22 protein-coding genes are annotated in these 12,984 nt (G+C 39.7%); all 22 read right to left on the bottom strand.

The window, feature by feature from the left end:
• A partial coding sequence (locus B0183_RS13210) for an IS1/IS1595 family N-terminal zinc-binding domain-containing protein (protein ID WP_207552015.1) occupies positions 1–256 on the bottom strand: 256 nt, incomplete at its 3' end.
• 135 nt (positions 257–391) lie between these two features.
• Positions 392–979, bottom strand: coding sequence for an FMN-dependent NADH-azoreductase (locus B0183_RS08590; protein WP_021112808.1), 588 nt, complete (start codon positions 977–979; stop codon positions 392–394).
• 203 nt (positions 980–1,182) lie between these two features.
• Complete coding sequence (locus B0183_RS08585; protein WP_021112814.1) at positions 1,183–1,674, bottom strand: YbjN domain-containing protein; 492 nt, start codon at positions 1,672–1,674, stop codon at positions 1,183–1,185.
• Positions 1,661–1,855: a hypothetical protein gene (locus B0183_RS08580; protein ID WP_016528526.1), complete on the bottom strand. Its 195-nt coding sequence runs from the start codon at positions 1,853–1,855 to the stop codon at positions 1,661–1,663. Before B0183_RS08580 ends, B0183_RS08585 begins: the two co-directional genes overlap by 14 nt.
• Positions 1,856–2,046: 191 nt before the next feature.
• The gene (gene rplQ, locus B0183_RS08575) at positions 2,047–2,433 is read right to left on the bottom strand and encodes a 50S ribosomal protein L17 (RefSeq protein ID WP_005711970.1); all 387 of its coding nucleotides are present in this window, start codon (positions 2,431–2,433) and stop codon (positions 2,047–2,049) included.
• A 35-nt stretch (positions 2,434–2,468) separates the two neighbouring features.
• Positions 2,469–3,458: a DNA-directed RNA polymerase subunit alpha gene (locus B0183_RS08570; RefSeq protein ID WP_005711973.1), complete on the bottom strand. Its 990-nt coding sequence runs from the start codon at positions 3,456–3,458 to the stop codon at positions 2,469–2,471.
• A 31-nt stretch (positions 3,459–3,489) separates the two neighbouring features.
• Positions 3,490–4,110, bottom strand: coding sequence for a 30S ribosomal protein S4 (rpsD, locus tag B0183_RS08565; protein WP_005711975.1), 621 nt, complete (start codon positions 4,108–4,110; stop codon positions 3,490–3,492).
• 28 nt (positions 4,111–4,138) lie between these two features.
• Positions 4,139–4,528 (bottom strand): 30S ribosomal protein S11, encoded by a 390-nt coding sequence (gene rpsK, locus B0183_RS08560; RefSeq protein WP_005711978.1) that lies wholly within the window; start codon positions 4,526–4,528, stop codon positions 4,139–4,141.
• Positions 4,529–4,544: 16 nt separating this feature from the next.
• Positions 4,545–4,901, bottom strand: coding sequence for a 30S ribosomal protein S13 (gene rpsM, locus B0183_RS08555; RefSeq protein ID WP_005599322.1), 357 nt, complete (start codon positions 4,899–4,901; stop codon positions 4,545–4,547).
• A gap of 138 nt (positions 4,902–5,039) precedes the next feature.
• Positions 5,040–5,153 (bottom strand): 50S ribosomal protein L36, encoded by a 114-nt coding sequence (rpmJ, locus tag B0183_RS08550; protein WP_005705974.1) that lies wholly within the window; start codon positions 5,151–5,153, stop codon positions 5,040–5,042.
• 24 nt (positions 5,154–5,177) lie between these two features.
• Positions 5,178–6,500, bottom strand: a complete 1,323-nt coding sequence (gene secY, locus B0183_RS08545) for a preprotein translocase subunit SecY (protein WP_005711980.1) — start codon at positions 6,498–6,500, stop codon at positions 5,178–5,180.
• Positions 6,501–6,503: 3 nt separating this feature from the next.
• Positions 6,504–6,938 (bottom strand): 50S ribosomal protein L15, encoded by a 435-nt coding sequence (rplO, locus tag B0183_RS08540; RefSeq protein ID WP_010787026.1) that lies wholly within the window; start codon positions 6,936–6,938, stop codon positions 6,504–6,506.
• Between the two features lie 4 nt (positions 6,939–6,942).
• Positions 6,943–7,122: a 50S ribosomal protein L30 gene (gene rpmD, locus B0183_RS08535; protein WP_005711983.1), complete on the bottom strand. Its 180-nt coding sequence runs from the start codon at positions 7,120–7,122 to the stop codon at positions 6,943–6,945.
• A 6-nt stretch (positions 7,123–7,128) separates the two neighbouring features.
• Positions 7,129–7,629, bottom strand: a complete 501-nt coding sequence (gene rpsE / locus B0183_RS08530; protein WP_005711985.1) for a 30S ribosomal protein S5 — start codon at positions 7,627–7,629, stop codon at positions 7,129–7,131.
• 14 nt (positions 7,630–7,643) lie between these two features.
• Entirely contained in the window at positions 7,644–7,997 is a 354-nt protein-coding gene (rplR, locus tag B0183_RS08525) for a 50S ribosomal protein L18 (RefSeq protein ID WP_005711987.1), read from the bottom strand.
• Positions 7,998–8,011: 14 nt separating this feature from the next.
• Positions 8,012–8,545, bottom strand: coding sequence for a 50S ribosomal protein L6 (rplF, locus tag B0183_RS08520; RefSeq protein ID WP_021112780.1), 534 nt, complete (start codon positions 8,543–8,545; stop codon positions 8,012–8,014).
• Between the two features lie 16 nt (positions 8,546–8,561).
• Positions 8,562–8,954, bottom strand: a complete 393-nt coding sequence (rpsH, locus tag B0183_RS08515) for a 30S ribosomal protein S8 (protein ID WP_005705955.1) — start codon at positions 8,952–8,954, stop codon at positions 8,562–8,564.
• Positions 8,955–8,990: 36 nt separating this feature from the next.
• Positions 8,991–9,296: a 30S ribosomal protein S14 gene (gene rpsN, locus B0183_RS08510; RefSeq protein ID WP_005708075.1), complete on the bottom strand. Its 306-nt coding sequence runs from the start codon at positions 9,294–9,296 to the stop codon at positions 8,991–8,993.
• 11 nt (positions 9,297–9,307) lie between these two features.
• The gene (rplE, locus tag B0183_RS08505) at positions 9,308–9,847 is read right to left on the bottom strand and encodes a 50S ribosomal protein L5 (RefSeq protein ID WP_005711994.1); all 540 of its coding nucleotides are present in this window, start codon (positions 9,845–9,847) and stop codon (positions 9,308–9,310) included.
• Between the two features lie 17 nt (positions 9,848–9,864).
• Positions 9,865–10,176, bottom strand: a complete 312-nt coding sequence (gene rplX / locus B0183_RS08500; protein WP_005711996.1) for a 50S ribosomal protein L24 — start codon at positions 10,174–10,176, stop codon at positions 9,865–9,867.
• Positions 10,177–10,188: 12 nt separating this feature from the next.
• Entirely contained in the window at positions 10,189–10,560 is a 372-nt protein-coding gene (rplN, locus tag B0183_RS08495; protein WP_005711998.1) for a 50S ribosomal protein L14, read from the bottom strand.
• 261 nt (positions 10,561–10,821) lie between these two features.
• The gene (gene prlC, locus B0183_RS08490) at positions 10,822–12,855 is read right to left on the bottom strand and encodes an oligopeptidase A (RefSeq protein ID WP_078208653.1); all 2,034 of its coding nucleotides are present in this window, start codon (positions 12,853–12,855) and stop codon (positions 10,822–10,824) included.
• Positions 12,856–12,984: the final 129 nt, after the last annotated feature.

The following is a 12,984-nucleotide window of genomic DNA, read 5'->3' as shown; positions in this document are numbered from 1 at the left end:
TTTTAATTCTTTTCCAGCTATAGATTGATGTTTTTTTCTTAATGCTCTCATCACAATAGCTACCATATGAAAATGGCACATTTGCGTCGGTGTATCTAATATTTAAATCACGTGATAGTGGTGGATTTAATTTCTTTTTAAGGGTAAATGTTTTATTACAAGCATTACATTTATAGCGTTGAATATTATTTCTTATACCATGTTTGCGAATGTCGCTACTGTGGCAAAAATGACATTTTTTGGGTTCATAATTCAAAAAAGTGGCTTAAAGCCCGTAATATAAGGTTTTAAGCCATTTTTTAGTGGCCATTTTGTATACTATGCTATTTTAGGAGTAATAGACTTTTCTTATAAAAACGGCTTCATTGGGGTATAGTAGACAAATTTGTTGCTAAAACATTTGCACAATACGATCCAGTTCAACCTTAGCCGCTTCAACAGCTTTAGCCGCAACTTCAGGACCATAACCGATACCTTCTGCATACACAAACTCAACATCAGTAATACCAATAAAGTTTAATACCGTTTGCATATACATTTTGGCTAAGTCCGCAGGACCATCTTTATAAATACCACCGTGAGCAAGCACTACCACTGCTTTTTTGCCTTTGATTAAGCCTTCAGGACCATTCGCTGTATAGCGGAAAGTCACACCTGCACGGTTTAAGTAATCAATATAGGTTTTAAGTTGAGCAGGAATACCTAAGTTGTACATTGGCACAGCGAATACAAGTACATCACTGTTATTCACCTCACCAATCAATTTGTTAGATAAATCCAGAGCTTCACGTTGAGCATCATTTTGTGGTTCACCGCGCGTGCCTGATGCTGCATTTAAATCATAATAAGGAAGTGGATTTACCCCGAAATCGTGTTCAGTCACGTTCGCTGAAATTTTAGATTTAAGGTAATCAACTAATTTATTTGAAGTGGAATTATCGGCAAGGATACTTGATTTGATCACTAATACATTTTTCATTAAAAACTCCGAAGATCGAAAATACGATTGAATAACTACGCATTAGTTTATCCGAATATGAAGAGAAATAAAGTAGGGGAAAGTGAAAAGAGTGTTTATTAAAATGAAATAATATATCAATTTGCAAAATGTTAAATTATTCTGACCGCTCATAAAACACAAGCTCAAGTATTTACTCGAGCTTATGTATAAAAAAGTGTTTACTATTCTTTTGTCATATCAGACATAAACATATAAGCACCTATAAAGATTCTAGCTAAAGTATTCAATAAGTAAGCCTCACTAATACCCTCCTCTACATCCAGATCATCTTGTAAAACAAGACCATAATCTTCAACAATATAAGCAGTGAAAAATCTTTTTGTCGCATTCCATTTATTGACGCTTTTCAATGAAGTATTATCACCGTCAAAATACATCTTAAAAGATAAAGAGCCATTGTCACGCTCATTAAAAATTATCAGTTTTAGCCCAGAGTCACTGGTAATTCTGATCCTTCCTTTTTCAATCAACTTAACTGTTGGATATTTTTTCTTCACAATATCAATCAATTGTTGATCAGAAAACTTGGTATAAACTTCCACCATTTTGGTTTCTGCATAAGCTGTTGTAGAAACAACTGTAATAGTAATCAACATTGTGAAAAACATTGATAAAAAATAAGTGGGCATTTTGAGATATTTACAAATTTTCATAAACACCTCCACCATTTTCTAACTGACGATAGAGATTGAGAGAAAGTTTATCCCTTGTTTGAGCGGCAATATCTGTTTCGTAAAGCTGCTTATCAACAGGATTGCTTAAATCATACTGGTAGTAAGTTCCACTTAACCCTTTATAAGCAAACATACCGTTTTTCATCTGTTCTTTAATCATAAATATACCTTCATAGTAATGCTAAATGTTTTGGCAGAGATGATTTTAGTTCATTACGCAAGTAATGAACTAAATAATGCTAGCATTATTTAAAATTTTGATAAAAGATGGTAACAAACGGTGAGATATGAGAAGAATTTTGAAAAACAAAAGCCCGATAAATCTATCGGGCTTTTTAAGTCAATGTAGAATTATTCTGCTGCTTGTTCAGCTGCAACTTCAGGACGATCAACTAACTCAATGTAAGCCATTGGCGCGTTGTCACCTGCACGGAAACCACATTTTAAGATACGAGTATAACCACCCGCACGGTTTGCAAAACGTGGACCTAATTCATTGAATAATTTAGCAACGGTTTCGATGTTGCGAGTACGAGCAAAAGCTAAACGACGATTAGCAACGCTATCTACTTTTGCTAAAGTAATTAATGGTTCAACTACACGACGTAATTCTTTTGCTTTTGGCAATGTTGTCTTGATGATTTCGTGACTAACTAATGCACTTGCTAAATTACGGAACAACGCCTGACGATGGCTGCTGTTACGGTTTAGTTGACGTCCACTCTTACGATGGCGCATAACCTTATTCCTTCTAAGAAAATCTAAACCTAAAATTAGTCTTCAGCAATACTTGCTGGAGGCCAATTCTCAAGGCGCATACCGAGTGATAAGCCACGAGAAGCGAGAACATCTTTAATTTCAGTAAGTGATTTCTTACCAAGATTAGGTGTTTTTAATAACTCAACTTCTGTACGTTGTACTAAATCACCGATATAGTGAATTGTCTCTGCTTTCAAACAGTTAGCAGAACGAACTGTCAGCTCTAAGTCATCTACTGGACGAAGAAGAATTGGATCAAATTCCGGTTTCTCTTCTTTCACTTCTGGCTGACGAACATCACGCAAATCAACGAATGCAGCGAGTTGCTCTGCTAAAATCGTTGCAGCACGGCGGATGGCTTCTTCTGGATCTAATGTTCCGTTAGTTTCCATCTCGATAACGAGCTTATCTAAGTCTGTGCGTTGTTCAACACGAGCAGCTTCAACATTGTAAGCAATGCGATCTACTGGGCTAAAACGAGCATCGACTAATAAGCGACCGATTGGACGATCGTCGTCTTGTGTATGTACACGAGCAGATGCTGGGACATAACCACGACCACGTTGTACACGGATACGCATACTAATTGATGCGTTTTTATCCGTTAAGTTACAAATAACGTGATCTGGATTCACAATTTCAACATCACCATCGTGAGTAATGTCTGCTGCAGTTACAGGGCCAATCCCAGATTTAGTGAGTGTCAAAATAATATCATCTTTATTTTGCACTTTTACCGCTAGACCTTTAAGGTTTAACAATACCTCAAGAATATCTTCTTGTACGCCTTCTTTGCTGCTGTATTCGTGTAATACACCATCAATTTCTACTTCTGTAACTGCACAACCAGGCATAGATGAAAGTAAAATGCGACGAAGTGCGTTACCTAAAGTGTGGCCGAAACCACGTTCTAACGGCTCTAAGGTCACTTTTGCGTGAGTTGAACTAATTTGTTCAATATTCACTAAGTGTGGCTTTAAAAATTCTGTTACAGAACCCTGCATTTTATCCTCTCTTTGCTTTTAAGCTTAACTATTATTTAGAGTAAAGCTCAACGATCAGATGTTCATTAATATCTGCTGATAGATCAGAACGCTCAGGAGTACGTTTAAATACGCCTTCCATTTTAGTTGCATCAACTTCTAACCAAGTTGGTTTTTCACGTTGAGTAGCTAACTCTAATGATGCTTTGATACGTGCTTGTTTTTTAGATTTCTCACGAACAGCAATCACATCATCAACAGAAACTTGGTATGAAGGAATGTTTACAACACGACCATTTACCACGATAGATTTGTGGCTTACTAACTGACGTGCTTCAGCACGAGTAGCTGCAAAACCCATACGGTAAACAACGTTGTCTAAACGACCTTCTAACAATACTAATAAGTTCTCACCGGTATTGCCTTTTAAACGGTTAGCTTCTTTATAGTAGTTACGGAACTGACGTTCTAAAATACCATAGATACGGCGAACTTTTTGTTTCTCGCGTAACTGACTACCATAGTCAGATAAACGAGGCTTGCGAGCACCGTGTTGACCTGGTGCTGTATCAATTTTACATTTTGACTCGATCGCGCGAACACCTGATTTAAGGAATAAATCGGTACCTTCACGACGGCTTAGCTTGAGTTTTGGACCCAAATATCTTGCCATTTTCTTTCTCCAATTATCCTAACGTCAATTACACACGACGTTTTTTCGGTGGACGACAACCGTTATGTGGAATCGGAGTCACATCTGTAATGTTCGTGATACGGAAACCCGCTGCGTTTAATGCACGGATTGTTGATTCACGACCTGGACCCGGACCTTTAACCATAACTTCTAAATTCTTTAAACCAAACTCTTTAACCATTTCTGCACAACGCTCTGCAGCAACTTGAGCAGCGAATGGAGTTGATTTACGAGAACCACGGAAACCTGAACCACCCGCAGTTGCCCAAGCTAGAGCATTACCTTGACGGTCAGTAATGGTTACGATTGTATTATTGAAAGATGCGTGGATATGAGCTACGCCATCTACGATCTGTTTTTTTACACGTTTACGTGCACGAACTGGTGTTTTAGCCATTATTTATCTACTCCGATTATTTTTTGATCGGTTTGCGTGGACCCTTACGAGTACGCGCATTAGTCTTAGTACGTTGACCACGTACTGGTAAACTACGACGATGACGTAAACCACGGTAGCAACCTAGGTCTAAAAGACGTTTGATGCTTAAAGTTACTTCACGACGTAAATCACCTTCGACAGTAAATTTACCAACTTCTTCACGCAGTTTTTCAATCTGCTCTTCAGACAATTCTCTGATCTTCACATCTTCAGCAATACCCGTTGCAGCGCAGATCGCTTTTGCACGAGTTTTACCGATGCCATAAATAGCAGTCAGTGCGATTACGGTGTGTTTTTGATCAGGAATGTTAATGCCTGCAATACGGGCCACTATGCACTCCTATTTAACTAAAATTATTGATATACTGACCTTGAAAAGCCCGTTTCAGGATACTCAAACAGCATATCAGGACGAAATGAGCTGAGCAGTATAACTGCTCAGCAGGTTCTTTGCAAGAAATAATGTCAATTAACCTTGACGTTGTTTATGTTTAGGGTCGCTACAAATTACGCGTACAACACCTTCACGTTTAACAACTTTGCAGTTACGACACATTCTTTTAACTGAAGCACGAACTTTCATTGCTTATCCTTTTGATCTAAGGGCTTATTGCCCTAAGCCTTTCAAATTGGCTTTCTTCAACACAGAGTCATACTGTAAAGACATTAGATGACTTTGAACCTGTGCGATGAAATCCATAATAACAACCACAACGATCAATAATGAAGTACCGCCTAATTGGAAAGATACTTTCCATAATGATGTTATGATATAAGGAACCAAACAAACAAAGGTAATATATAACGCACCAATTAAGGTTAAACGTGTCATTACTTTATCGATATAACGAGATGTTTGCTCGCCTGGTCGATAACCTGGTACAAACGCACCTGATTTTTTCAAATTATCCGCTGTATCACGAGGATTATATTGCATTCCTGTATAAAAGAATGCAAAGAAGATTACAGCCATTGTAAATAATACAATATAGAGTGGCTGACCTGGTTGTAACAACTGTGATAAATCAAATAACCATTCAAAACCTTCACTTGTTCCGAACCATTGTGCAATGGTTGCTGGGAATAAAATAATACTTGAAGCGAAGATTGCTGGGATTACACCAGCCATATTTACTTTTAATGGTAAATGAGATTGTCTTGCAGGTGCCATCATTCTTCCCTGCTGGCGACTTGCATAGTTTACAACAATTCTTCTTTGTCCACGTTCCACGAAGACAACAAAATATGTTACAGCAAATGCAACTACAGCTATTAGTAATAACACTAATAATGAAATCTCACCTTGGCGAGATTGTTCAATAGTTTGCCCGATTACTGATGGAAGATCAGCAACAATCCCTGCAAAAATAATTAACGAAATACCATTGCCAATGCCACGTTCAGTGATTTGCTCACCTAACCACATCAGGAACATAGTACCTGTTACTAAACTAATTACAGAAGTTACATAGAACAGCATATTTGGATTAGGAACTAATCCAGCTAGCATATTCGGTAGGGCTAATGAAATACCAATAGACTGAATAAATGCTAATAACAACGTAGCATAACGTGTATATTTGCTAATTTTACGACGCCCTGCTTCACCTTCTTTTTTCAACTCGGCAAGTGCTGGGTGTACTGCTGTCAATAATTGAATAATAATTGACGCTGAAATATAGGGCATGATCCCTAACGCAAATATAGAAGCTCTACTTAAAGCACCACCAGAGAACATATTGAACATATCAATGATGGTGCCTTGCTGTTGTCGTACTAGCTCGGATAATACAGAAGCATCAATACCAGGAACAGGAATAAAAGAACCGATACGGAAAACGATTAAAGCACCTAAAACAAACAATAATCGTGATTTTAATTCACCAGTCCCTTTTTGGGTATTACCTTGATATCCTGGTTGTTTAGCCATTTATTATTCCTCGATAGAACCACCAGCAGCTTCGATAGCAGCTTTTGCACCTTTAGTTACGCCTAAGCCTTTAACCACTACTGCTTTTTCCACTTTACCTGAAAGGATTACTTTTGCAGATAAAATATCTTTTGTGATTACGTTTGCTGCTTTTAACGCATCTAAAGTAACAACATTACCATCTACTTTTGCTAAGTCACTTAAACGGATTTCAGCTACGTGTAATGCTTTAAGAGAAGTAAAACCAAATTTTGGTAAACGACGGTATAAAGGCATTTGACCACCCTCGAAACCACGACGAACACCGCCGCCTGTACGAGATTTTTGACCTTTATGACCACGACCACCAGTTTTACCTAAACCAGAACCAATACCGCGACCTAAACGTTTTGCACTGTGTTTAGCACCTTCAGCTGGAGAAAGAGAATTTAAACGCATTCTATTATTCCTCCACTTTAACCATATATGAAACTTGATTGATCATACCGCGTACTGCTGGAGTATCTTCTAACTCTACGGTATGACGAATATGACGAAGACCTAAGCCTTTCAACGTTGCTTTATGCTTCGGTAAACGAGCGATAGAGCTACGAGTTTGAGTTACTTTAATAGTTTTAGCCATATTCAATTACCCCAAAATTTCTTCAACGGTTTTGCCACGTTTTGCAGCAACCATTTCTGGTGATTTCATATTTGCTAGTGCATCAATTGTTGCACGAACAACGTTAATTGGGTTAGTTGAACCGTACGCTTTAGAAAGTACGTTGTGAACACCTGCAACTTCTAATACTGCACGCATTGCACCACCTGCGATGATACCTGTACCTTCGCTAGCTGGTTGCATAAACACGCGTGAACCAGTGTGAGAACCTTTAACAGGGTGTTGTAATGTACCTTCGTTTAACGCTACATTAACCATATTGCGACGAGCTTTTTCCATCGCTTTTTGGATTGCTGCCGGAACTTCACGAGCTTTACCGTAACCAAAACCTACACGACCGTTACCATCGCCCACCACTGTTAAAGCAGTGAAACTCATAATACGACCACCTTTTACGGTTTTAGATACACGGTTAACCGCGATTAGCTTTTCCTGCAGTTCACCAGCTTGTTTTTCGATGTTTGACATCTCAAATTCCTCTATTAGAACTGAAGACCAGCTTCACGAGCAGCATCTGCTAATGATTGCACACGACCGTGGTATTTGAAACCAGAACGGTCAAATGCAACTGCTTTAATACCTTTTTCTAAAGCACGTTCAGCAACGATTTTACCAACGACTGCTGCCGCTTCTTTATTACCAGTATATTTAACTTGCTCTTTAATTACTTTCTCAACAGTTGAAGCTGCTGCTAAAACTTCTGAGCCATTCGGTGCAATCACCTGCGCATAGATATGGCGAGGTGTGCGATGCACAACTAAACGTGTTGCACCTTGCTCTCTCATTAAATGACGTGCACGGCTTGCACGACGGATACGAGCTACTTTCTTATCCATAGTGTTACCTTACTTTACTTTTTCTTCGCTTCTTTAATACGCACAACTTCATCAGCGTAACGTACACCTTTACCTTTATAAGGCTCTGGTTTGCGGTATGCACGAATATCAGCTGCCACTTGACCGATTAACTGTTTGTCCGCAGACTTAAGAATAATCTCAGTTTGTGATGGACATTCACCAGTTACACCTGCTGGCAACTCATGTTCAACCGGGTGTGAGAAACCTAAATTTAATGCAACAGTGTTGCCTTTCATTTGAGCTCTGTAACCAACACCCACTAATTGCAATTTCTTAGTAAAGCCTTCAGTAACACCGATAACCATTGCATTAACGAGGGCACGAGCTGTACCTGCTTGCGCATCTGCATTAACGATACCCGCTTTTGGAGCGAATGTTAAAGTATCAGCTTCGTATTTTACTTCAACTGCATTGTGAATTTCGCGAGATAACTCGCCATTTTTACCTTTTACTGTTAATAGCTGACCATTCAAAGTAACTTGAACGCCGGCAGGAACAGCGACAGGTGCTTTTGCAACACGAGACATTTTTCCTACCTCACTATTATGCTACGTAACAGATAATTTCACCGCCGAGACCCGCTTGACGCGCAGCACGGTCGGTCATTACACCTTTAGATGTAGAAACCACTGCGATACCTAAACCACCCATTACTTTTGGTAACTCGTCTTTACGTTTATAAATACGAAGACCTGGACGGCTTACGCGTTGGATACTTTCTACAACTGGTTTGTTTTGGAAATATTTTAAAGTGATTTCCAATTCAGGTTTTGAACCTTCAACAACTTTGAAGCTCTCAACATAACCTTCTTCAGCTAAAACGCTTGCAATAGCAACTTTTAACTTAGATGAAGGCATACTGATTGCAACTTTATTCGCAGCTTGACCGTTACGAATACGGGTCAGCATATCTGCGATTGGATCTTGCATGCTCATGTATTTACTCCCATGATTCCAAATTAAAAGAGGTTATTACCAGCTTGCTTTCTTAAGGCCTGGAATTTCACCGCGCATTGCAGCTTCACGCACCTTAATACGGCTTAAACCAAACTTACGAAGTACACCGTGTGGACGACCAGTTTGGCGGCAACGGTTACGCTGACGGATTGGACTAGAATCGCGTGGAAGTGTTTGTAATTTTAACACTGCTGCCCAACGATCTTCGTCTGAAGAATTTACATCAGAAATAATTTTCTTTAATTCTTCACGTTTAGCGTAGAATTTATCAGCTAATTTCGCACGTTTTACGTCACGTGCAATCATTGATTGTTTTGCCACGATAACCTACCTTATTTACGGAATGGGAAATTGAAAGCCGCTAATAAAGCTTGACCTTCTTCATCAGTTTTCGCTGTAGTGGTAATAGTAATATCTAGACCACGAACACGATCTACTTTATCGTAGTCGATTTCAGGGAAAATGATTTGTTCACGAACACCCATACTGTAATTACCACGACCGTCGAATGATTTCGCGTTTAAACCGCGGAAGTCACGGATACGTGGAACAGCGATAGTAATCAATCTTTCAAAGAATTCCCACATACGTTCACCACGTAGGGTTACTTTGCATCCGATTGGATATCCCTGACGGATTTTAAAGCCTGCAACAGATTTGCGTGCTTTAGTAATTAAAGGTTTTTGACCGCTGATTGCTGTTAAATCTGCTACTGCGTTGTCTAACAGTTTTTTGTCGGTCAATGCTTCACCCACACCCATATTCAGGGTTATCTTTTCGATTCGTGGGACTTGCATGACAGATGAGTAGTTGAATTTTGCTTTTAATTCATTAACTACTGTATCTCTGTAGTAATCATGCAGTTTCGCCATCGCATTACTCCAGTTAATTAAATTGTTTTCTCGTTAGATTTGAAGAAACGGACTTTTTTGCCATCTTCGAATCTAAATCCTACACGGTCAGCTTTGTTTGTTTCTGGGTTGAAAATCGCAACGTTTGACGCATCAATCGCAGCTTCTTTCTTCACTAAACCGCCAGCTTTGCCTAAAGCAGGAACTGGTTTTTCGTGTTTAGTGATAATGTTGATACCCTCAACAACCACTTTACCGTTTGGTAACACTTTAGTTACCTTACCACGTTTGCCCTTGTCTTTACCAGCAAGAACAATTACTTCATCGTTTTGACGGATTTTTGCAGCCATTACATTCTCCCCTTATAGTACTTCTGGAGCTAAAGAAATGATCTTCATAAACTTCTCAGAACGAAGTTCACGCGTCACAGGTCCAAAAATACGAGTACCGATTGGTTGCTCAGTGTTATTGTTTAAAATTACACAAGCATTGCCATCGAAACGAATAACTGCGCCATCTGGGCGACGAACACCCTTCTTGGTGCGCACAACAACTGCTTTTAACACATCACCTTTTTTAACTTTACCGCGTGGAATTGCTTCTTTCACAGTAACTTTGATGATATCGCCGATAGCAGCGTAACGACGGTGCGATCCACCTAGAACCTTGATACACATTACGCTACGAGCCCCTGAGTTATCAGCAACATCCAGCATAGTCTGTTCTTGGATCATATTAGTGCTCCGTTAAAATAAAAAACACCCTTTCGGGACGAACCTATTTACCCTATGCAAATAGGTTGCAGATTATATCGCAATTAGCGTAATAAGATCAACTGAATTTTATTAGAATGCCAGGACAACATATGCGGTTGCCCTGATTATCAACGTTGATTGAATCACTTGGAATATATGATTTATATTCAACAATTTTCAAATTAATGCATACAAGCCAGCTCTTTTCTTTAATGTATTATGCTACCAAGTCTTATCCTCTTAACGAGCAATCCCCTTATGTCTTAACAACGCATCTAACGTAGGTTTGCGACCACGGAAGCGTTCAAACAAGACCATCGGCTCTTCTGAACCTCCACGGGTTAAGATATTATCTAGGAAAGACTGCCCAACCTCACAATTAAAAATACCTTCCTCTTCAAAGCGTGCAAAGGCATCTGCTGATAACACTTCTGCCCATAAGTAACTGTAATAGCCTGCGGCATAGCCTCCTGCGAAGATGTGGGAAAAGCTGTGTGGGGTACGCACGAAAGTCGGTAATTCCACCACTGCAACCTGTGCTTTGACCGCTTTTAGCGTATCTAACACAATATTTTCTTTCGGCTCGCTCATATGTAAGCGGAAATCGAATAAGCCAAATTCTAACTGGCGTAACACAAACATTGCTGCTTGGAAGTTTTTCGCTTTCAGCAACTGGGTCAATTTCTCTTTTGGTAGTGGCTCGCCTGTTTGGTAATGTCCTGAAATAAAGGCAAGGGCATCTTCTTCCCAGCACCAGTTTTCAAGGAGTTGACTTGGTAGCTCAACTGCGTCCCACGGCACGCCGTTAATCCCTGAAACGTCACCCACATCAATTTCGGTCAGCATATGGTGAATACCATGCCCAAACTCGTGGAACAGCGTAGTAACTTCATCGTGTGTAAACAGAGCTGGTTTATCGCCAATCGGTTTATTGAAGTTACAGGTTAAGTAGGCAACAGGTTTTTGTAATGAACCGTCCGCTAGACGTTTTTGATTGATACAATCGTCCATCCAAGCACCGCCACGTTTATTTTCACGGGCATATAGATCCAAATAGAATGAGCCACGCAAGCGGTCAGTTTCATCGAAAATATTGAAAAAACGGACATTCTCGTGATAGCTATCAAATTCTTTCTGCTCCTCCACCCGCATACCAAAAATGCGTTTCACCAGTTCAAATAACCCCGAAAGCACACGTTCTTCAGGGAAATAAAGGCGCAACTCTTCATCGTTGATCGCATATAAGGCTTGTTTCTGTTTTTCACTATAAAACGCAATATCCCACGGTTGTAATTCGCTTACGCCATAGCTCTCTTTTGCAAAGGCTTTTAGCTCAGCTAACTCTTTTTTGCCTTGCTCTTTAGAACGATTTGCTAAACCTTCCAAGAAATCAACCACTTGCGTTGGGTTTTCCGCCATTTTGGTTGCAAGGGAAAGCTCGACATAGCTTTCAAAACCTAGTAATTTAGCTAACTCTAAGCGTAACTCAAGGGTTTCCGCCATAATTGCAGAGTTATCCCATTTACCTGCATTTGGACCTTGATCTGACGCTCGTGTGTTATAAGCTTCATACATTTTCTGGCGAAGCTCACGGTTTTCACAATAGGTCATCACAGGCAAATAGCTTGGAAACTCAAGGGTAAAGCGGTAGCCTGATTTCTCTTTACTTTGTGCTGAAAGTTTCGCCCCTTCAAGTGCCGACTCTGGCAAGCCTTTCAGATCTGCGTCATCATCAATCACAATATCCCAACCCATTGTCGCATCAAGGACATTGTTGCTAAATTGTGAGCTGAGTTCAGATAAACGAGCAGAAATTTCGCCATAGCGTTTTTGTTTATCCGCTGGCAATGAGATCCCTGATAACTCAAAATCACGCAAGCTGTTTTCAATCGCTTTTTTCTGAGCGAGTGAATAAGTGGCAAACTCAGGGCTATTTTTCAGTTTGACATAGCCTTGATATAAACCTTGATGTTGCCCAACCCAAGTGCTGTATTCGGATAACATCGGCAAACACGCTTGATAAGCTTCACGCAGTTCAGAGCTATTTTTTACTGAATTGAGATGCCCAACAGGCGACCACGCACGAGAGAGTTTATCCCCTGTGATTGCTTGCGGTAGGTAGAAGTTTTCCCACGTTGGTGTATCAATTTGAGAAACTTGTTCAATCGTATCACGGCATTGTTGAATTAACTGCTCAATAGCAGGCACAACGTGTTCAGGTTGAATTTGAGAGAATTTAGGTAAACCTGTGTTGTTTAAAAGTGGGTTTGACATTCGATTTCCTCTTTATTTGATAAAAGTGCGACATCTTACCATTTTAGCGATTATTTTCATTAGTTTATTGTGATTTATGGGGGAAGCCGTTAAAATTTCAGTTTTATACAAACTGCAAATGCAAACTGC

This window comes from Glaesserella parasuis, from assembly GCF_002015085.1.
Lineage (GTDB): Bacteria > Pseudomonadota > Gammaproteobacteria > Enterobacterales > Pasteurellaceae > Glaesserella > Glaesserella parasuis.
This window is presented reverse-complemented; position numbering and strand designations above follow the sequence as displayed.